Origin of the sequence: Algoriphagus algorifonticola, from assembly GCF_007655305.1 — a bacterium.
Classification (GTDB): Bacteria; Bacteroidota; Bacteroidia; order Cytophagales; family Cyclobacteriaceae; genus Algoriphagus; species Algoriphagus algorifonticola.
In genome coordinates this window covers 101,358-122,566 of sequence record NZ_VLOG01000040.1, presented here as the reverse complement: position 1 = coordinate 122,566, position 21,209 = coordinate 101,358, and the positions used below count along the sequence as shown (strand labels likewise).

General features: G+C 37.5%; 17 protein-coding genes and 2 tRNA genes. 5 read left to right on the top strand and 14 right to left on the bottom strand.

Going from position 1 to position 21,209, the window contains the following annotated elements:
* Positions 1-57 precede the first annotated feature (57 nt).
* On the bottom strand, positions 58-1,056 hold the full coding sequence (locus FL972_RS10170) for an IS110 family RNA-guided transposase (protein ID WP_144602881.1): 999 nt from the start codon (positions 1,054-1,056) through the stop codon (positions 58-60).
* A 353-nt stretch (positions 1,057-1,409) separates the two neighbouring features.
* Between FL972_RS10170 and FL972_RS10165 the strand changes: the two genes are divergently transcribed.
* A complete protein-coding gene (locus tag FL972_RS10165) occupies positions 1,410-2,492 on the top strand; it encodes an AI-2E family transporter (RefSeq protein WP_144605284.1) in 1,083 nt (360 codons plus the stop codon).
* Positions 2,493-2,568: 76 nt separating this feature from the next.
* On the opposite strand, the gene FL972_RS10160 is transcribed toward FL972_RS10165, so the two are convergent.
* A tRNA-Pro gene (locus tag FL972_RS10160) sits at positions 2,569-2,642 on the bottom strand.
* 24 nt (positions 2,643-2,666) lie between these two features.
* Positions 2,667-2,755, bottom strand: a tRNA-Ser gene (locus tag FL972_RS10155).
* Between the two features lie 729 nt (positions 2,756-3,484).
* Here FL972_RS10155 and FL972_RS10150 point away from each other — a divergent pair.
* On the top strand, positions 3,485-4,831 hold the full coding sequence (locus tag FL972_RS10150) for a hypothetical protein (protein ID WP_144605283.1): 1,347 nt from the start codon (positions 3,485-3,487) through the stop codon (positions 4,829-4,831).
* Here FL972_RS10150 and FL972_RS10145 read toward each other — a convergent pair.
* Positions 4,828-6,369, bottom strand: a complete 1,542-nt coding sequence (locus FL972_RS10145) for a hypothetical protein (RefSeq protein WP_144605282.1) — start codon at positions 6,367-6,369, stop codon at positions 4,828-4,830. The two genes, FL972_RS10150 and FL972_RS10145, sit on opposite strands and share 4 nt — an antisense overlap.
* A 92-nt stretch (positions 6,370-6,461) precedes the next feature.
* Between FL972_RS10145 and FL972_RS10140 the strand changes: the two genes are divergently transcribed.
* A complete protein-coding gene (locus FL972_RS10140) occupies positions 6,462-6,872 on the top strand; it encodes a LytR/AlgR family response regulator transcription factor (protein ID WP_144605281.1) in 411 nt (136 codons plus the stop codon).
* On the opposite strand, the gene FL972_RS10135 is transcribed toward FL972_RS10140, so the two are convergent.
* A complete protein-coding gene (locus tag FL972_RS10135) occupies positions 6,869-8,080 on the bottom strand; it encodes an S-adenosylmethionine:tRNA ribosyltransferase-isomerase (protein WP_317129940.1) in 1,212 nt (403 codons plus the stop codon). The two genes, FL972_RS10140 and FL972_RS10135, sit on opposite strands and share 4 nt — an antisense overlap.
* Positions 8,081-8,137: 57 nt before the next feature.
* On the opposite strand from FL972_RS10135, the gene menC reads away from it, so the two are divergent.
* Complete coding sequence (menC, locus tag FL972_RS10130) at positions 8,138-9,217, top strand: o-succinylbenzoate synthase (RefSeq protein ID WP_144605279.1); 1,080 nt, start codon at positions 8,138-8,140, stop codon at positions 9,215-9,217.
* Here menC and FL972_RS10125 read toward each other — a convergent pair whose 3' ends face one another.
* Positions 9,218-10,351, bottom strand: a complete 1,134-nt coding sequence (locus FL972_RS10125) for a lactonase family protein (protein WP_144605278.1) — start codon at positions 10,349-10,351, stop codon at positions 9,218-9,220.
* Positions 10,352-10,512: 161 nt separating this feature from the next.
* Between FL972_RS10125 and FL972_RS10120 the strand changes: the two genes are divergently transcribed.
* Positions 10,513-13,047, top strand: a complete 2,535-nt coding sequence (locus FL972_RS10120; RefSeq protein WP_144605277.1) for a phosphoenolpyruvate carboxylase — start codon at positions 10,513-10,515, stop codon at positions 13,045-13,047.
* Between the two features lie 168 nt (positions 13,048-13,215).
* Here the strand turns inward: FL972_RS10120 and FL972_RS10115 are convergent, their stop codons facing one another.
* The 8 genes from FL972_RS10115 to FL972_RS19430 all read right to left on the bottom strand — a co-directional run bounded on the left by FL972_RS10115 (position 13,216) and on the right by FL972_RS19430 (position 21,118).
* The gene (locus tag FL972_RS10115) at positions 13,216-14,418 is read right to left on the bottom strand and encodes a BamA/TamA family outer membrane protein (RefSeq protein WP_144605276.1); all 1,203 of its coding nucleotides are present in this window, start codon (positions 14,416-14,418) and stop codon (positions 13,216-13,218) included.
* A gap of 69 nt (positions 14,419-14,487) precedes the next feature.
* The gene (locus FL972_RS10110) at positions 14,488-16,944 is read right to left on the bottom strand and encodes an OmpA family protein (protein WP_186300093.1); all 2,457 of its coding nucleotides are present in this window, start codon (positions 16,942-16,944) and stop codon (positions 14,488-14,490) included.
* Positions 16,945-16,949: 5 nt separating this feature from the next.
* Positions 16,950-18,119 carry a hypothetical protein gene (locus tag FL972_RS10105; RefSeq protein WP_144605274.1) on the bottom strand — a complete coding sequence of 390 codons (1,170 nt, stop codon included), beginning with the start codon at positions 18,117-18,119 and terminating at the stop codon, positions 16,950-16,952.
* Positions 18,120-18,519: 400 nt separating this feature from the next.
* Entirely contained in the window at positions 18,520-19,149 is a 630-nt protein-coding gene (locus FL972_RS10100) for a low molecular weight phosphatase family protein (protein WP_144605273.1), read from the bottom strand.
* A 9-nt stretch (positions 19,150-19,158) separates the two neighbouring features.
* Positions 19,159-19,626 (bottom strand): DUF6428 family protein, encoded by a 468-nt coding sequence (locus tag FL972_RS10095; RefSeq protein ID WP_144605272.1) that lies wholly within the window; start codon positions 19,624-19,626, stop codon positions 19,159-19,161.
* A 12-nt stretch (positions 19,627-19,638) separates the two neighbouring features.
* A complete protein-coding gene (locus FL972_RS10090) occupies positions 19,639-19,974 on the bottom strand; it encodes an ArsR/SmtB family transcription factor (protein ID WP_144605271.1) in 336 nt (111 codons plus the stop codon).
* Positions 19,975-20,222: 248 nt separating this feature from the next.
* On the bottom strand, positions 20,223-20,783 hold the full coding sequence (locus tag FL972_RS10085; protein ID WP_144605270.1) for a hypothetical protein: 561 nt from the start codon (positions 20,781-20,783) through the stop codon (positions 20,223-20,225).
* A gap of 164 nt (positions 20,784-20,947) precedes the next feature.
* Positions 20,948-21,118: a hypothetical protein gene (locus tag FL972_RS19430; RefSeq protein WP_186300092.1), complete on the bottom strand. Its 171-nt coding sequence runs from the start codon at positions 21,116-21,118 to the stop codon at positions 20,948-20,950.
* Positions 21,119-21,209: the final 91 nt, after the last annotated feature.

Here is a 21,209-nt window from a genome sequence, read left to right as displayed (position 1 = left end):
CGGAAGCTTCGCCTGCCAGTATTCTAAGGTTTAAGCAAGAAGATTTTCAGTTTTTTTTCATGCGGCATATTTTAATATGTCTACATAGCTGGAATTTCGGTTGACAACAGCAAAAGCCCTTGCAATAAGTTTATTTCTGATAATATTAAGTGTGCTCATTTTGCTTTTCCCTTCACCGGTTCTTCTCTTGTAATAGGTCTTCATCTCAGTGCTGTATTGGATGGCTGTGCCTGCACATAATGTCAGCAGTGTTTTAATTCTCTTATTCGCCAGCGGACTGGTTTTGGTTCTCCCTCGATAGGATGTACCTGACTGGTTGGGAAACGGTGCTGTTCCTGCATAACTGGCAAACTTTCTCCAGCTATCGAATAGGGTAAACCCTTCTGTTAAGACGATAAGTGCAACAGCTGTCTGTGGGCCTATGCCCTTGATAGAGTTAATCAGCTTATATTGGTTCATTAACAGTTCATCTTTGCGTAAAAGTTTGTCTATTTCTTTCTCTACGGTTTCGATCTGTTTATCTAAACAAGCGATTACTTCGGTATTGGATTTTTGATAGACTTTTAATTTGTTTTCTGAAACTACAGCTTCATATTCTTTGATACGGGTGATGTAAGCTGCTCTGTCTTTTACAAGTCGCTCTCTGTAATTAAACAGCTTTTTGAGATCCTGGATGACCTTTTTGGGAGGAACAGTGGGGATAATCTTCTCCTGCTTTTCATAAAGATATTCAGCTATGTCTTTAGAGTCTGCCTTGTCTGACTTACCTCTTCTTATTCCCAAGGATCGCTTTAATTCAAGTCCTGAGATGATATAAAATGGTAGGGAGTGCTTTTCAAGAAACAAAGCAAGTTCTGAAGAATAAATCCCAGTGGATTCAAATCCGAAAAGCAGTTCTTCTGCGAGTATTAACCCAGAGTTTTCCATTACCCATTCCACCAGCTCCTGGTAACCTTTCTCATTATTTTCAAAGACTGCGTGGCATTGGTTGATCTTCAGATAAGCATCAAGTGTAGATTTACTTACATCGACTCCAATAATTGATTTGAATTTCATAATTTAGACATTGAAGTTTAACAAATGAGAGTTGCGGAAACTAAAACCTTTAACAGGCCTAAAGCCTAAAATTCTAACTGGTTACTGGCAACTCAACTAAGAATGGGGACTGATACTGGCAAGAGGTCGCTAGCCTAGCCGTGGCGAAAGTTCACCCCATTCTTTTTCAATTTATTCAATATCTGAGTCACTTAATAATCGTAAAGATATTAGCTCTGATTTTCTCAAATAATTCTACTTTGCAAACCTAAAGGCCGTGGCTGGGTCTTCGGTCATCGGTCTTCCAATCGGCCAAGCAAAGAAAATAAGGCAACTGGCATGATTGCGGATAATCAGATTAAATATTTCGCCTGATGATAGTACTTCAACGAATAGCTCTTTTTTTGGTGATCATTGTTTTTGGGTCGATTATCTTAAGAGAAGGCTCTTTCATTTTGGTTCCACTGGTATGGGGTGTATTTTTTGCTTTTTCTTTACACCCGATCTCTAGTTGGTTTGAAGAGAAAAAATTTCCCAGAAGCATAGCTATTATCATTAGTATTTTGATGGTTGCTGTGATTGTCACCGGTATTTTTTACGTATTGCTCAATCAGATGGTGGGCTTGATTCGGGATATTCCTGAAATAGGACAAAATCTACAGAATAAAATGAGTCTTTACCTTGATGAGCTCAATGTAATTCTGGGAAATGAAATACTTGATCCTGGCAATAGGCCCGAGGTATGGTCTTTTTTGACTCCAGAAAATTTCAATACTACACTGTTTAATACTGGGAAATCACTTACACTTGCCGGAATCATCCCACTCTATATTTTTCTTTTACTCTATTACGAAGATTTTTTTCTGAATTTTCTGATTCGGTTTTCTTCAAAAAATAAGGATAGGGTTTTGAATTGGGTAATGGAGTCGGGAAAGGTTATTCAATCTTACCTCACGGGTATGGTTAAGGTTACTTTAATTGTCGCAGTAATGGCAGGACTATTCTTCTTTATCATTGGAGTGAAGTACTTCTTGTTATTTGCAGCCTTTATTGCGATTATGAACCTCATTCCCTATGTTGGAGTATTCATTTCATCTTTTTTTGCAATACTTTATGTCTTTTTAACCACAGATAATTTACTCTTTCCTTTTTTAACGTTTGGAGTGCTGTGGGCCATTCAGCTTTTTGAAAATAATGTGATTACTCCTTTGGTCGTAGGGTCTCAGGTCAAAGTCAATGCCCTCGCAGTAATTTTGGCAATACTTTTGGGAGGTTGGCTGTGGGGAATATCAGGAATGATTTTGTTTATTCCTTTGGTTGGAGTCCTGAAAATCACCTTTGAAAATTCCGAAGGCTTAGAACCTTTCGGGTTTTTATTAAGTGATGAAACAATGGTGCCTGAAAAGAATCAGCTACTAAAGAAGAAATTCTGGAAGAGTCTTTTTGAAAAAAAATAAAATTGAAACTGATCAATAAACTTATGTTCTATCAGTTGAAAAATTGATCCTTTTGTTTTTATAGAGAGTAAAGTAGTCGGGGTGGCAGGATTCGAACCTACGACCTCCACATCCCAAATGTGGCGCGATACCGGGCTACGCTACACCCCGAACTAATTCTCTTAAGGATTTCAGCAGAGAGTGGGGGATTCGAACCCCCGGTACGGTTTGACCCGTACGACAGTTTAGCAAACTGCTGGTTTAAGCCACTCACCCAACTCTCTAATATTTTTATGATTTGGAAATTTTTTCCCTTCTTTAACAAAAGAGTATTATTTATTATTTCCAATTCAATTATAAAGATTTCATATAAACCTTCACCTAATGGCTAACCATTTCCTTTAGGCGATGCAAATATAAACCAAATGAAAAGATTTAAGCAAGGAATCTGCCGAAGCATCTGAAGATTGAAAGCTAATTTTTTTAATCCCCTGACTATCAATTCAAATATTTGCCCTTTTCTTTAAAAATTTTATTCGGGATGTTTGAAAGATTTTATTAATTGGTATTTTTAAAGCAAATTTTTGGATTATGGTTATTCAAACGACAAATGCCTCTTTTTTGATTGAGAATTGTGAATTTGATTCTGCCCTTGTGGCAATTCACTCTGATTCTCGATTTGAACTCTCTCGTCTTTTCGGGTCTATAAAAGTTAAATCCTCCGATTCCCATACCTACCCTTTTACTGTGAGAATCAGTAAACAGGAGTTCACTGATTCATTGATTTTATTGATCAAAGAGATTGATTACACGAGTTTTTCGCAATTAGAATCAAACTGGATGTAATTTTTTTTAGAAAATTTCAAAAAAAAATTCAAGTACTTTTTGGTGACAAAAAGCATTTTTTGGTTTAGGTCTTACTTTTTACATTGTCCAAACAAATTTTATCCCGTAAACGTCTGGTTTATAGAATTTTGTTCTATCAATTGAGTCTTTTTTTTAATAAAATTTTTTTGCAATATTCGAAGAGTACTTATTGGATTATCACCCCAAGTTTTACACCCAAATTGATCAGCATTGAACATATCGAACAGCTAATTCCTGAATTTTTTCAGGAGTCCGAGCATTTTTATCTAGTCTTTTTAGATATAGAAGGAAATGTTGAGGATTCAAATGCTCTTTTTAAAGGGCTACTGGGAATTTCTGATTCATCTTCTATTTTTGATCACCTAGATTTCCGATCAAAGCAAGAACTGGAAGGTTTAATTGATCAATTAATGCTCAAACCTAAAGAGCAATATCCGGTTTTGCTCCAATTTATTGATCAGAAAAGAGCGCAATCATGGTGGGAATTTTCTATGGTGATCAACTCCGAAATGGATCCCTTGGGATTCATTGGTATTGGTGTTGACTTGAACTTCCTTGAACGGAAACTCCCATGGAATCATCTTATCGATCTTCTCAATTTCGGAAAGGCTGAACTGGATGAAAACTTGGAGTTTATTTCCGCCGAACCTTTAGTAGCGGATTGGATTGCAAATGGGAGTTCAGAACTAATAGGGAAAAGCTTACTGAATTCAGGATTATTTGAACTGAATTCTTTTGACCGTTTGGAGTTGGAAAAGATACTCTCTACAGAAGGAGTGACACAATTCAAAGCAAGGGTTAAGAGAGCTTCAGGGTACTTTTCATATTCCATTAATTTATTGAAACATACTAAAGGATTTCTACTTTTTATGAGACCTGCGCCAAAAGATGAGTTTTATGCAAATAATGTAAAACCTTTTGCCAATGAGCAATTGGACTTAATTTCAGGTCCAGTTTGGATTTTGGAGAGAAATTTTTCGGTTGTTCAGCAAAATAGCCTCGCATCATCTTTGATCCAACAGTGGAATTCCAGCAATTCTTCGGCTAAGTCAGGCTTTAATACCGAATTTGCAGGAGATAAATCCAAAAGATTAATGGAAATAATATCTCAGACTTTTGAAGGACAAGAGAAGAAATTGGCTGTAAAAATCACCAATAAAACTGGTGGCTCAGAATATTGGACATTCCATACTAAAGTCATTTATTCGGAAGGCAAAAAGCGCTGGGTAATGATTCAAGGAATTGATCAAAGTGTTTTGTACAATCGGATTAATTTGCAGGAAAAAGAAATTCAGACATTAAGGGAATTGGCCATCCGTCCTTCGCATATTTTGAGATCTCCGCTTTCTTCTATGCTTGGCTTATTGGATTTGATTGATTACAGGAAACTTGATGAGGAAAATCAAAAATATATTTCCTACCTCAAGCCACTCGCACAAGAATTGGATGAAGTAATTCGAAATAATGCAAAGAAAATGTCTCAATTAGATTAATGAGACCCTTCAAGGCCTATTATGGCTAGAGTTGCAGGAATATTGTAAACGCCTTCCAAGACAAATCTTTCTGAGCTAATCAATAAATGACCTGATTCCTGATAGACTATTCCTTCAGGAAATCCCCTAATCGGTATATATCCAATTTTTATTTCGGGATAGAAGTTGTTCAACTTTTGATCTTCTCTTATGCCTTCACTGATCCAGATAGCCTGTTCCAGTGGATTTAAACCTAAAAATCTGAATCCAATCAAGGATATTTCCCCGTTTTCTCGGTTGATATCAGCTCCAGTTACCAAGGCATTCAAGGAAAATGTCTCTACCAGCTCAGCTTCATAATCACCCGGAATTGCAGGTAATACATAATGATCAGAATTATTAAACCCTCGGTTTTTTGAAAACAAATGAAGCTTATTCTGATAAAAAATCATGGCTTCGCAATCAAATCTATGGTTTTCGGAAGAACCGCTAAAGTCAGTTTGATTAGGGTAGTTGAACTTAATTTGCTCGGCGGTCAAATTATCCTGATTGAGTAGCTCAGCAATTGAGACCCTATAGATTACCAGGTCTTTTCGATTGCCTAAATTATTTCCAAAATCGCCAATAAATAGGTGAGTTTCGCTTTGGGCTAAATCTTCCCAATCGACGTTACTGGCATTCGTGACTGTAATATTTCTCAAAACCTCTCCTGTGGAAGCATTAAGTTCATGAATTTGATTGGGGTTTTCCCCATCATTTATTGAAAATAATCTTCCGTTAATAAATGCCAATCCTGAGGTTTCATTTTGGGAGGTTTCCAGAGAATTAATTGTGGAAGGGCTTAAAGAAATTACTTGATTTTGGCTGTTGATTTTGATCAGACCTTCTTGGTAGCTTGAGTTTCCTGCATTGAATTCGATTCTATAGGCTGATTCAATGTTAGATTCTGTATTGGAATCAAACTGGGTGATAAACTTTCCGGTATTTCCGATTGGAATTTTTATTTCCAGCCTTCCATTTAAATTATGGTAGATATAAAAGTTGTTGAGAGAGGCTTCGAATAAAGGTTTTGCATTTTCCAGCAATATGGAGGGAGCTTGGATTGGTTGATTGGAAGCAACTCTAATCCTTTTATTGAGTCTGTTTCCTTTAAGAACTAGTTCCTGATTGTCTTTTTCAGCTTTGAAACTGCCTTTTATGGATATTTCAGCAACTGAGGAAGTTTCATTTCTTGATGAACTGAGATATGTATAAGTGTAGTCCCCTGTGGCTAATTCAATGGTTTTATTGATTGGGTTTTGATTAGCCGGAATTTTTAAGAAGTATTTTTTTCCGTCATCAGTACCTTCAAAGGATATTTCTAACTCATCCTGAAATTTATTGGCCGGGGCACCTGATACATTTTCAAGCAAAATAGATGAAATAGTAACTGTGCTGTTGGCGCTTCCTCCTGGATTATCATCAATGACCGGATTTTCAGGATCTGTACAGGAAAAGTTCAAGAAAATCAATGAGAAAATTGCTGGATAAAAAGTTGAAAATCTGATTGATTGAGACATTTGGTCAAAAATATATGCTGATTTAAGTCCTTAATTTACAAAATCAAAACAATCATCTTTCACAGGAAGTTGCAAATGTAAATCGAAAGGATATGAAAGAGCTATTAGAAGGTATTAAGAAGAACAGTAACGGTGCAAGCAAACATGATGCTGCTTTGGAGAAAGAATCAAACCTTTTAATCCGGGATGCCATATTTGTTCGACATGATGGATCTCTGGTTAAAGTTAAGTTTCAAGATGTTCTTTGGCTGAAGGGGGATGGAAATTACACCACCTTGGTAGCAAGAGATTTTGTGATTTCTGTGAGGAATATTCTAAAGGATTTTGAAGAAGCGCTTCCCCAGAAAGAATTCATGAGAATCCACAAAAGTTATATAGTTCGCTTGGATGAAATAATTTCCATCAATCCGAGAGAAGTAAAGGTAGGAGAAGATCTAGTTCCTGTTGGAAGGTCTTATTACCAAAATCTCATCGATGGAATTAAGAAGTTAGGCTCGGATTAATCAAACCACAGCAAACTACTGTCTCCATAACTGAGGAACCTATAATCTTTTTCTAAGGCTTCTTGGTATACGAATTCCCAATCCTTCCCAATCATGGCAGCTATTAAAAGAACAAGAGTTGTTCCGGGCTGGTGGAAATTAGTAATCAATCCTTCAATCATTTGAAATTGATAACCTGGGAAAATGAATATTTCTGTACTTCCCATGATTTCGGTTTGTCCAGTTGAATCCATTAAATCCAGAACAGCTTGCAATGCCTCTTTTTTGGTAGGCAATACCTCTCTTGTTTCATAGGGAAATAATTTTTCCACAAAAAACTCTTCTCCCTTATTTTCTATCAGTTTCACTCCATACCAATAGAGGCTTTCCAAACTTCTAACTGAGGTTGTTCCCACAGCGACTGTTTTCCCTTCTTGTTCCAAACATTTTTCAATCACAGATCTTTGCAAATGAATTTGTTCGCTGTGCATGGGGTGTTCTTGAACCTTGTCAACTTTAATTGGCTGAAACGTGCCTGCAGAGACATGAAGCGTGACTTCTGATTCTTTCACGCCTTTTTTTCTCATTGCTGAAAAAACCTCTTCAGTAAAATGAAGTCCTGCAGTTGGTGCGGCGACTGCGCCTTCTTTTTTTGAGTAAACAGTCTGATATCTAGATTTATCTTCTTCTTCGGCTTTTCTATTGAGATAGGGAGGTAAAGGAACCTCTCCACTAGACTCTACGATATCCACAAATGCAACATCGAATGGAGACCAGGAAAACTCTACCAATTTCCTGTCTCTATCCAGAAGCTTAGCTTCTAAGATGATTTCTTTTCCCAAATGTTGAACTCGCCCTTTCAGGATTTCGCCATCCTTCCATTTCTTGGCATTTCCTATCATGGTTTCCCAAGATACCGGATGTTTGGCAAGCATGATTTCAGGTATGACTGTGCTCGGAGATACTGGCGCTAATAAGAAAATTTCAATTTTGGCTCCAGTTTCCCGTTGGAAAATTAATCGCGCAGGAATGACTTTGGTATCGTTGTAAACAAGCAACATTCCTTCTTCCAGGAGATCGGGAAGATTATAAAAACGATGGTGTGTAATATTTCCAGCTTTATAATGAAGCAACTTTGAATCATCCCTTTTTTCTAAAGGGTATTTGGCGATTCGATCTTCTGGAAGTGTATATTCGTAGTCTCTTAAGTTAATCTGAGGCTCTTTCATGCGTTTCATTTCAAAGCGCAAATATAGTCTCTTTAATCTTTTAGCCCTGCCTGTCTTATGTCACAGCTATCTCTGAAATTTCAATTGATTCCCAGAACTCTCCAGTTTCGCTTTGAAGCGGGGACTTCCCGTGGTGTATTAAAGACTCGGAATATTTGGTGGATCAAGGCTTACAATGAGGAGAGTCCTAATCAAATTGGATGGGGTGAAGCTGCTCCATTGGTAAAACTGAGCATTGATGATCGTCAGGATTTTGAGGAAGTTGTAAAGAATACGCTTGAAAAACTAGAGAAAGTGGAGTGGTCGCTGGAGGAAGATGAAATCTTAGATACTGTTAAAAAAAATGTGTCCTTTGATTTTCCTTCTATCCGATTTGCTATAGAAATGGCTGTGCTGGATTTTGTCAATGGGGGACAGAAAAAGTTTTTTTCCAATCAGTTTTTTGAAGAGCAGAAAGCCATCCCTATCAACGGGTTGATCTGGATGGGTGATCGAGAATTCATGATGCAACAAATCCAGGAAAAGCTGGATTCAGGATTTTCCTGTATTAAAATGAAAATCGGTGCCATTGATTTTAAGCAAGAATGTGAATTGCTGGAATTTATCAGAAAGCAATTCAGTCCTGATCAGATGATTTTGAGAGTGGATGCAAATGGAGCTTTTTCTCCTGAAGAAGCGCAAAGTAAACTAGCGAAATTAGCAGACCTTGGAATCCATAGTATAGAGCAACCCATCAAAGCTGGTCAATGGGATACCATGAGATTACTGTGTAAGTCAACACCCTTACCAATTGCCTTGGATGAGGAACTGATTGGTGTTAAGGAGAAGGAGTTGTTATTGGATACTATCAGGCCTCAACATATTATTTTGAAGCCAACATTGTTGGGAGGCTTTCTGGAGAGCAGAAAGTGGATAGCAAAGGCAGAAGAAAGGGGAATAGGTTGGTGGATGACCTCTGCCTTGGAAAGTAATATTGGTTTGAACGCTATCGCCCAGTTAGCTTCTCAATATCAACCTTCCATTCATCAAGGCCTTGGAACAGGGAAATTATACCATAATAATCTTGAATCCCCTCTACAAATTCAAAATGGAGAAATTCACTATAATTCAGTTATTCCTTGGGAAGAACCCAAATAATCATTGAATGGGATGTAAGTAAACAGGTTTATGACCTTGGATGCTTATTCCGGTATTTGCTAATTCGCCCGTTTCAGCATTTCTTTCAAAGACCACAATTTCATGACTTTCCTGATGAGCAGCTAAGAGATATTTTCCATCGGAAGTAAGATTGAAATTTCTAGGCATTTTTCCTCCGGAAGAGTAGTGTTGGATCAATTCATAGATCCCAGATTCATTTTTTCTAAAAGCCGAAATACTATTAGAATCACCCCTATTTGAAGCATAAATATGTTGGCCATCAGGCGAAACCCTAACTTCAGCCGCTCCTAAAGCACCCTTGAATTCTTCAGAAAAAAGAGGGAGTCTTTGTTTACTTTTCATTTGACCATTCTGATAGCTGAAAACTTCTAAAATGGCAGTCAATTCCTGAACAACAAAAAGTTCTTTTCGATCCTTCGAAAATGCCAAATGTCTTGGTCCATCTCCAGGAGTCATGGGGATTTTTTCCTCAAAGGAAAGTGGATTTTCAAGGCCACTTTCAAATTTGTAGCGATACAGTTCATCAGATCCTAAATCAGCAACCCAAACATAATCACCGGAAGGATCGAAAGTTGCGCTGTGAACATGCGCTGATTCCTGTCTAGATTTATTGACACTTGATCCTTGATGCTGTAGAACCTGCACCCGTTCCAAATTCCCATTAGTTACCTTAAAAACAGCAAGGTTACCTCCAGAGTAATTACTGACAAGGATGTATTTTTCATCAGGTGAAATTGCAATATGACAAGGATGGTCTCCAGCAGTAAAAGCTGAATCTAAAATCTGTAATGCTGTTCTTGAATCTTCGAGTTCAAAACTCAAGATTTGACCGCCATTTTCTCCCGCATTTTCAGATACTGTGTATAGGAATTCTTGATTTTTTCCTGTCAGGATAAAAGAGGGATTGGAGATTCCTTTGGCAATAGTTTCAAGGCTTAAAGAATCCTTTTCAGGGAAAAATGTCAAAAGATCGATTCCCTGTTCTTCGGTATCTGTGTAAGTTCCGACTAAAAATTTATAACTTAATAGCTCTAGGGATTTTTCCATATCGGATTCCTTTTGTTTACAGGCATACAAGGCAATTATCAATGATACGATCAGAAGGTTTTTCATGAGGATGATGAATCAATAGTTTAAGCTACAAAGAATTGTTTTTCCATTAGTCATCAATGAAAAAAAAGAAATGATTGAATGAATTATTTAATGAATTGGCAATTTGCTCGGTAAAAAACAAGAAATTTATTAATTTAGAATGCTTTAAACCTCTTTACTTAATGTATAAAACCTACGATACCGAAGTTGCAAAACGCTTCACAATTTATAACTCACTTTTTTTAGATCTTCCTTTCGATCATATTTTCAGAACAGGTACCATGTTGCCTCTTTTGGGAACTGCCTGCCAAAAGGGATTTGAGTCGGAGAAGACTCCGCGAGAGATTATTGAAGGCTTTTTTGAAGAAATGATGCCTTCCAATTCTGAGAAGGAAAGAACAGATCTGCTATTTCAAATGATTCAATATGTGGAGAGACAGGTGGTGCTTTTTGACTCCATTGAAGATGCTGCGTATGAAAAAATCAATGATTTGGGAGGGAAAGGTTCTATTAAAGCCTTAATAAACAGAGCGGAAAGTGATCATAAAAAGGAAGCATTGATAGAAAAGCTCAAAAGTTTTTCCGTCAGGCTAACATTGACAGCTCACCCAACTCAATTCTATCCCGGAAATGTGCTGGGAATTATCACCGACTTGGAAAATGCGATCCGGCAGGATGATATCGGGAGAATTAATCAATTGCTTCAGCAATTAGGAAAGACAGGTTTTATAAATAGAGAAAAGCCAAGTCCTTACGAGGAAGCGGTCAGCTTGATTTGGTTTTTGGAGAATGTATTCTATCAAAGTATCTCCGATATCATGATCAGAATGCTCAATCGCTTAAATATTCCGCTGCATGATTGGGAGAATCCAGGTTTACTGAAGGTAGGTTTTTGGCCGGGAGGAGATCGGGATGGAAATCCATTTGTGACTCATGAAACCACTATGCAGGTAGCGGAAAGATTGAAAAAATGGATTTTACGCTGTTACTACCGGGATGTAAGAAAGTTGAGGAGAAGACTTACTTTCAAACACGTAGAAAATGTAATTCTGAAAGTTGAAAAAGGGATTTATTCTACGCTTTTTGAAGATCAACCTGTTTACTCCAACAAAGAAGAATTATTAGCGGATCTTTTGAATGCAAGGGAAGCTTTGATTGAACATCATGACGGCTTATTCTTGGAACTCTTGGATGAATTTATTCTTAAAGTCAGAATTTTCGGATTCCATTTTGCCTACATGGATATGCGTCAGGATAGTCGAAAACATGATGCGCTTTGGGAAGAGATTTTTGAAGTGAAAGGTATAGAATGGAAAGCAACTGAGGAGGAGCAAATCCAGCAATTATTGGCAGTAGATTCCCTTCCTGAGATTGAAAGAATTCAGGATGAGTTTCATCAGGAAATGCTGAAGTCCTTCGGAACGATTGAAAAAATCCATGAATCCAATGGGGAGGATGTTTTGCATCGCTATATTATTTCCAATTGTCAATCTGCTAAGCATCTTTTAGAAGTATTCCAATTAGCCAAACTCACATTAGGTAAAGGAAAAGAGAATCTTCCTTTGGATGTCGTTCCGCTTTTTGAAACAATTGATGATTTGGCTGAGGCACCTGAGATTATGACCTACCTATATCGCTTGCCTGCTTATCAAAAGCATTTAGCCAGTAGAGGAAATAAACAAACCATCATGTTAGGCTTTTCAGACGGAACCAAAGATGGAGGGTATCTGAAGGCAAACTGGTCCATATTAAGAGCAAAAGAGGAAATGACTCGGGTTTCCCGTGAAAATGGAATCGAGGTAGTCTTTTTCGACGGTAGAGGTGGGCCTCCTGCAAGAGGTGGGGGAAATATGCATAATTTCTATGCATCACTGGGAGAGCGCGTTGAAAATGCGGAAATACAGGTCACTATACAGGGCCAGACTATTTCTGCAAACTATGGAAAGCAGGCTTCTTGTACTTATAATTTTGAACAGCTGCTAAGTGCGGGTCTTGAAAACCATCTTTATTCTGACTCTGAAAGAAACCTTTCTGAAGATCAGCGGGCTTTGATTGAAGAGTTGGCCAATAGAGGTTATGAATCTTACAAGGCCTTTAAGAATCATCCTAAGTTTGTCCCATATTTGGAGCATGTAACTCCACTTAAGTACTTTGGAATGACGAATATAGGCAGTCGGCCTTTGAAAAGAGGAAAGGGCGAAGGCTTGAAGTTTGAGGATTTAAGAGCGATTCCATTTGTTGGTTCTTGGGCTCAAATGAAGCAAAATATTCCCGGCTATTACGGAGTAGGTGCGGCTATTGCAGAGATGGAAAAGGAAAACCGGGTAGATGAATTAAAGGAATTGTATCAAAACAGTTTATTTTTCAGGACACTTCTGGGTAACTCCATGCAGTCTTTGAATAAGTGTTTCTATCCAGCAACTTCCTACCTAAAAAATAATGAAGAGTATGGGGGATTTTGGAAACTCATGTTCCAAGAATATGAGCGCTCTGTAGAAAAACTTAAAAAAGTTTCTCAAATGGAGGAGTTGATGGGAGATAATAAAGTGATCAAAACTTCAATTGCCATTCGGGAAAGGATAGTTTTACCACTCATTACCATACAACAATATGCTATTCAGAGTATGCTGGAAGATGGGAAGAGCAATGAGGTGCTACAGCGATTAATTTTAAGAAGTATGTTCGGAATTATCAATGCAGCCAGAAATGCTGCATGATGCCATGAGCACTAATTAAGGGGCTATCTTAAAGGCGTTGTTTTGTCCGCCTGAGTGGAGTCAAAGGCTAATGGATACTAGAAAATTTATTGGAGACCTTTAACTGACCGCTCATTGTGACATTCATCAACTTTGAGATAGCCTAATTATTTTTAGAACTAAGCGAAATCAAAAGGACTCGTTGATGTTGAGATAAAAACCTGAGTTACCGCTTCTTCCAAAGCCATAATCTGCTGAAATTATGGTTCTGTTTTCTTTGTTTATCATGACTCTCAATCCTAAGCCATATCCTGGATTGACTTGCTCAAATAGCTTTTCAGAATTGTATTTGCTGCTGAAGGAGTTGGCATTCACGAACACAGTTCCTCCGAAGGTTTCTTTGGACCTTTGTAGTGGAAACCGATACTCTACTTCTGAATAAACCATGTTTTCTCCTCTGAACCTTCCTTGTGCATAGCCTCTTCCCGTTCTGCCAAACATATCCCAACCAAGGGAAGGTAAGTTCATATAGGGTAAATTTCCAGAGACTAGAAAGTTGCCATATGCCCAAAAAGCGACTAAATGCCTTTTTCTTTGTTCATTGAGGTTGATATAATGTCTATAATCCAACAATAGCGTGGAGGAAGATTGGTCAGACCCTAAAAATGAAGGGTTGATTTTATAAGAAAGCAAGGCAAAGTTTTTCTCATATGGAGCAACCGCCCTGTCTCGATTTTCATAAACTGCATTTAAGGTAATTCCGGATAATGCATATCTATCCGTATCAAAGCCTAATGATTCATTGTATTGATTATGAGCAAAATCCAAAATAGGCTCAATCGTATCTTCATCTAAGAAAAAATTGTCAATCTTCGAATGTATATCCAGGTGATATCCTAATCCCAAGTAAAAATTGCTGTCAGAGATTCGTTTTAAAATAGTTTCATGAAAGCGAATCAGTCTAAAATCCATTTGTTGCGCTCCCCAAAAGCTTGAGTTTTGATTGGGGTTAGGGGAGGGGGCATTCGGGGTAGAACTACCTAGACCATAGGTTGGCTGGGAAGTGACAAAATATCTCCAGTCTCCCACTAAGATCAAGCTGTTTTCATCTAAGAAAATATTACTTCTAGAGCTAAAAATCCACTGTTTTTTAGTTGTGTATAGTAGGTTCCCTACAAAATTGGACATTTTGGTAGTAGTGGGATTTCCCATATACCAAGTAGCAGAAGGAGCTAGCCCAAACATCCAACCATTGGCAGGATTATAAGCTATGGCTGGTAAGGGTACAAGTTTAAAATCCTGAACTTTATTCGATTCATAGACTTTACTTTCTTGTCCAAAGGCAATACCGCCTAAGAACAAGACAATGCTGGCTAGAAATGCTTTCTTCATTCTTTAAATTTAGCAGGATTCTTTGGCTCCTGTTAAAAATGAAAAGAATACTTAAAAAGCATTTGAAGATTAATCCTTGGCTGTAACAAGAGGTGTTAGACGTATTTCTACTTTTCGGTCCTTGTCAACCGAACCTTTGGAGGCTCCACGTAAAATCAAACCTCCAGAATTTTTGAAAATTCTCTTGTGGTCAATTCCTAGGTCTATTAGCTGTTTTTTGACGGAATTAACCCGCTTTTCTACTAGTCTGAGGTTGTAGGAAACGCTTCCCGTGTTATCAGCAAAACCAATTAGCTCCAAGCCTAATTGGGGATTTGTTTCCAAGATCTCTTTCAATCGAAGCAACTTTGCTTTTTCTTCTTCACTCAACTCTGATTGGTTGATTCCAAAATAGACCTCAAGTTTACTTTCCTCTAGAAGGACAGGCTTAGTATTTTCAACCACTTTCTCAACCTCCACGGTGTCTATCCTTACTTTTTCTTTGGAGGCCTCTTTTCGAAGGCTATCTATCAGAATAGCATCTTGAGTAATTCTATCCAAAAGGGTGCTATCCTGTATATATAGAATTTGACTTTCGTCTGTTTTATTTTTGTTTAAAGCAGAAGTTGTTGTAGCCGTGCCACTGATGATTGCTGCATCTCTTAATAGTTCCCGATTTCTCCTCTCTAGTATTTCTTGTCTACTTCTTAACCTTTCTAATTCTTTGGATGTATTCGTATTATCAGATTGAGGATTAACTATTATCTGTTGAGGTGCCGTTCTTTCTTCTTGATTACTATTTTGAGCTTGGATGCTTGATAGTCTGGAAGAAAAAGCCATGAGCATTGCGGAGTCTCTAATCGCCTGCGCCTTGAGCATTTCTTCCCTATATTTTGAAATTTCTTTTTCAAAATCTTCTCGGCTTATCCATTGAGCATTTTCGACTGGTTTGGTGACGGTTTTTGATTTCTCAATTTCCGGAGTCACTGCCTTTGTACTTTTTACTGTATCTGGAGTTTGCTGATTGCTGATTCTCATTTGTGAATTTGAAAGAGAGTCCAGCTCGAACTCGCTAAATCCTTTAGGAGAGTAAATGATTGTATTGACTTTCCCCGGATAAAGCAAGATTTTTTCAATGAATTGGGCTGTATCAACTTTAGAGATGATTAGCGTGTTTTTCGCTCCCAATAGCGAATCTCCCTTAATAACCAAAATCTTATCCAAAGAGTCAATTCTGCTAATCTCCTTTTGATAATCCAAAGTTTGATTCTCAAACTGATTGATCAATATCTGTATAGAATCCTTTGAACTGAGACTGTCAATCTGCAACTCATTAATCTTCTCGCTGAGTTCTGAAAGCCTATTTTGAAGCGAATCCTTATTTGCTTGTACCAACGCTCTGGTATTCTTCAATGAATCAATTTTCCTGTCAATATTGGCTTTTTGAATAGAATCCAGTCTTACCGTGTCAATGATCGGTGCTGATTTTTCTAATCCAGGTAACTGAACAATCGTAAAATAATTATTTGTAACAGAGGCTGGCAGATTAACTTTTGGTTCTTCAGTTTTTTGAATTGAGTCAGCAGTTGCTTCAGTTTTTTCGCTCAAAACTTTAGGGGTGAAAGTATAGCGCTGGGATACGGTAGGAGGATTGAAACTTTCCTTGTTTGCTCCTAAGCTGAACTTGATGCCCATCCCATGATAGATATACCAATCTGCTTTCGAGTTTACATCTCCTCGATAGGGGTTGCCTGGTGTTGGGGTATTAGTTCCTGGCAATGCTGCATAGCGCTGAAAAGAGTTGTCATATCGATTTCTATATCTTCCAGACACATCGTCCAAATAATCAGTTGCCGCCCTTTTAAAATCTGATTGTGCGAAAAGTTCAATTCCTTTGGTAATCCGAAATCTGATTCCCATGCCCAAATGAGCATAAAGAGTAGCTTTTTTATACCCACCTGGAATTTCTGTTTCAACATCCCTTAATCTTGTCTCAAAACTTCCATCTGGGATTAAATTGGGATTGCTGTAATCATATCTGTTTCCGTTTTCATCCAATAGGTCTCCAAACACATCGAATTTTTGAACTCCCATGCCCACAACCAAATATGGAGCAAGGAAGGATTTACCAGAAAGCAACCAGTTGTTATCAGGCTTTAAAACAAAGGAAAGCCCAGCATCAATTAAATCCGTTCTGAAATTTAAAGCCCTATCGAATCTGTTACTTTCCCTGTATAAAGTGCCATCATTTTCGATATATCTATCGCTTGAGCCAAATTGATAGCTTCCTGCCGTAAGCATAATTCCAACGGAGTTGCCAAGTGCATATTCCAGAGAAAATTGATAAGAAAGGTCTTCAGAATAGACAGTTGATCGTTGATAGAGTCTACCTACATCACTCAGACTATTGAGTCCAAAAGGACGGATATCCCCAATGTAATTGGTAGTCCCGACACTTGCTCCAACTCTCCACTTGTACCCGTAAAGCTGGGCGTTTACAGAATTGATAATCAGTGATAAAATGAAAATCAAGCTTAGCTTTTTCATAATTTTCATTTTTTGTTTCCAAATCCTAACCACAAATTGATTTCGGCACTTAATCCAACATAGGGTTGAATTCTGTCCGCTTTACTCCCATCCAGTTTGTTGGTAGTTAGATATGTGCCTCCAGCATTGAGTCTTATGAATCGGAAGAAGTTATATCCCAATCCCACGAATACTGGTCGGTCTAAAACTGGCCCTCTGATAGCTTCTCCCAAAGAATTTTCCATGCTTCCGGAAATAAACACTCCTGTGCTGATCGATAAATTACTCATGAAACGAGTAAAGGTCCTGTTGCCAAGAGGAAATGAAAAACCAAGGTATGGACTGTATACAAACTCTTGAGAGGATAAATCCTGTGAAAGTGAGATGGCACCAAAGCCAAAATTGATGGGAATAGAGTTAGGGGTTTTCTCACTTCTATAATTTTGAAATTGAATCTGATCTACTCGGACAAGCATGTTAGGACTGAGAAATTGATCTAATTCAGCAAAAACGATGGTTTCTAACTCCTGTAAATATTGTTGGGCATAAACAGCCCGCTCGTTCTCGTTTTCAGATTTTTTGATAATGTTGAATTTTGCCTTACCCAATTTCAGGCGTTTTCTTTGCTCTAGTTTCTTACGAGTGATATCAGAAAAACCTGGGAAAGGTTTTCCATCAGGTAATTCGAAATAATAAGCTCCTGATTGAACAATTTGATCCATATTGGAAAGGATTTGCTCGTCAGAATCTTCGAATTTGATTCCTCCTCTTCTCACGGAAGAAATGGTGTTGAGATAAGTTGCTAGGTTGGTTTGAATAAGTCTTCGGAGCTCTTCCAACTCTTTTTCTCCAGCTTTCTTATAAAATCCAAATTCAAGATTAAACTCCTCTGTAGATCTTAAAGGATTGTCTACCAAGATTTGAAAAGAAAGTTCCTTGTATCCAAATGGGGCTTTCCAAAAATAACTATCACCTGCCTTTGGAGATTTTTTTGACTGATATATGTAAAGTTTAACCATTTCCACATCCTGAGGGATGGCCCCTCTGAAATAGAATTTTTCTTCAGCGGGAAGTGGTTTTCCGCCATTGATCTCATTTTGAATGAGGTCCAGGTTAATTGACGTAATAGCTTCTTGCGAATAGGCCACAATCCCAAACCACAAAGTGAAGACTAAGGATAGTATATTTTTTTTCATAAAATGTATTTGCATAATTATGACAAAATGAAAGTGTTAATCTCAAACAAGATTTCTGAGTACTTTTAGTTATAAATCCTTTGAACTAGTGAATGTTCAAAAGAATCCTAGATTTTCGGCTTTACTACCTATTCTAACTGAAGGTATTTAAGGTATTGGTATCACCTTTCTTTATTCAATTAGTTGAGCGTCAGATGGATAGGATTTAGGAGGACTTAGCTTTTTCTTCCGTTACTGGGTTTCGAATAATTAGTAGGTATTCGCGCCTAAATCCAATAGAATATATAATAAAATTTTGAATATTCTAATAATTCAATAAAAAATTTTGATAAAAATAGAGGATTGGTAAGGTGAAGGTTGGTCTCATTGAGCCTTATAGAAAAGTTTTATAATGAATTTCTTAATCATTAGCCCTTGAAAACACATAAAACATTTCGGAAGCTATTTGAAGACTTCTTTCATCATACATTTTTTGTTCTAATACAGTATCATCGAATTTTTTGGGGTCTTCAAACCTGACGGGTATTCGTATTTCTGCTCCTGAAATAATAGGACAATTCTCATCTGCATGATCGCAGGTCATTATTGCAGCAAAGTTCGAAGCTGGGTTGGACAGATCGTCAACCAGTTTTGAAAAAGCTTTAATGCCTGGCTTCATTTCTGAATAAAAGACTTCATACTTCGGATTTTCAGTTGCATTATCCGAAATGGTACGAAACCCAATTCTTTGCAATGAAGCTACAGCCCTCTCATTAAAAGCAGTGATCTCTATTCCTCCGGAGTAGCAATTGGCCTCTACTCCGAAGTAGCTGGCCGCTACCTTTGCCCAAATTTGTGAAAATTGGCTTCGTCTAGAATTATGTGTGCAAATAAAATTCAGGTTGATAGCTTCATTTTTATCCTGCTTTTCTCTGATATAATGAATCAAAGGGCTCAACACTTCCTTCCTTTCATCGGTGATTGGGATATTGAGAATTTGCTTGATGGAGTCCTCAAGCTTTGGTAAAAAGGTGAGTTTTGTATTTTCCATGGCTAAAATTTAGCAGCAACCGCTGCCGGGATTACAGGAGTTAGTATTTAATTGCAATGATGAGAGTCTAACTTTGGGTTTTGAAGGAATGCCACATTCGCTTTTAGCCAAGCAGTCTGTCATTTTTGTGGTAAGGAGAAATGACTTTCCATTATAGTCTAAACCATATTTTCCTATGGTTTCACCTTGGTACTCCACTTCAATTTCCCAATCTGGTATTCCCAGTTTCGATTCAGATAGTTCTATGATTTTCAGTAGTTTTTCTGGATGAAGTCGGTGATCGTAGTCATTTTCATTCCATAATTGGAAGTTGACTTTCTCCTCTTGTCTAATAGTCCCCCCACAGTCAATGAAATTTTTAGATATTTTTCCGATTTCTGTCACATGAAAATGACTAGGAACCAATTCTCCATTGGGGAGTTGAAACTCGATGGTTTGGGAGTTTTTTAAGATGGACTTAATTTCTGAAAGTTTCATAGTGATATGGTTTTAACAGCAGGTTGAGGGATTATTTGAATTGAATTGATCAAAGAGGCCTAGAAACAAGCTCTTGATGGAGTTCCATTTTTCAGGATTGATGCAGTAATTCACTTTTGTCCCTTCAATGGTTCCCTGAATTATATCAATTTCTTTCAATTCACGAAGATGCTGGCTTATAGTTGCTTGCGCCAGTCCCAGTTCTTGCACCAAATCCCCATTGATACAAGTATTCGTTTTGATCAAATATTGTATGATTGCAATTCGAGCTGGATGTGCCAAAGCTTTGGCGACATTGGCCAATTCATTTTGAGCGTCAGTGAAAAGGTGCGTTTGAGTAATTCCCATCGTAATAATAATATATTGCAATATTACGATGAATAAAATTACAAAAGCAAATTTTCGATCTAGATTTTGAAAAAATTAATATGTATATCCGCTTTCTTACCAGTTACATTTTCGGGCTTTGCGTTCGGGCGGGTTTCGGAGCATAAAACTGTCAACCAGCACTGAACTTGAATAGAAGCACAAAGCCCCAAATTTGCACATCACCCCGGATGACGCAAAACCCGTGTTGTTAGGCGTTCGTTATTCTATTAGTCGATTTGAAAGTAATAGAATGACTCATCATAAATTCCGTCTTTATTTTTCCTAAAATATATTTTCTTCTCTGTACAATTTATCAAAATCTCTTTCGAAATGAAGTCGTTGCCCAGTACAGGATATTTGTCAAATACTATAGTGTCTCCCTTAAGTTGATAGGTTCCAGCATATTGGTCTTCCCCAAATAACCAGTTTGAGTAGATTACAAATTTTCCGTTCTCATAAAGAGTTAAGTCCATTCGACTTCTGTCGTCAAGAAAAGCTGCATCTAAATATTTTGGTCCAGCAAACGCTCCATTTCGTATTGCATATGTCAAGATGTAAGAACCTGTCAGTATAATAAATGTGATAGATAAAAGTGTATTGGGCAGTTGTTTATGTTTAAATATTTCAATAATTGTTACTGCTAAGAGTCCTATGGCTCCCCAAAGTGTCAAAATAAGGATTATGTCTATGAAAATCTCATAGAGCAAAAGCAAGTCTAAAATAACTATTAGATAAGCTGTAAAAGAAATAGCTAAAAGAAGCAGTAAGAGTTTAAAATATTTATGCATGTTTTTGAGTGTCTTGAATTATAATGAAGCCTAAAAACCAAATACGGCTTATTTTCAGCTAAATGGATCAGAATCACGGAAGCTTCGGTCTTCGGTCATCGGTCTTCCAATCGGTAAAACAAAGAAAATATGGCAACTGGCATGATTGCGGATAATCAGAAAAATTAATGAGTGATAGCCGGCTCGTCGTCCGGGTTCTCCATCTTTTCTATTTGCTCGGTATTGTTTCCAGATTTCTCTTCCTTCTTTTCTCCGCATGAAATAAATATTACCCCGCAAAAAAGGAGTAAAGCCAAAAGAGATAAGATTCTGGTTTTTAGAATGGATAGTTTCATAGTATTACTGGTGTTTTATCCAATTAAGTAAAAAATATTCTTTATTCCTGTATTTGAAGTCCTTTTGAAACGGTATGTGTATTTTAGAAGC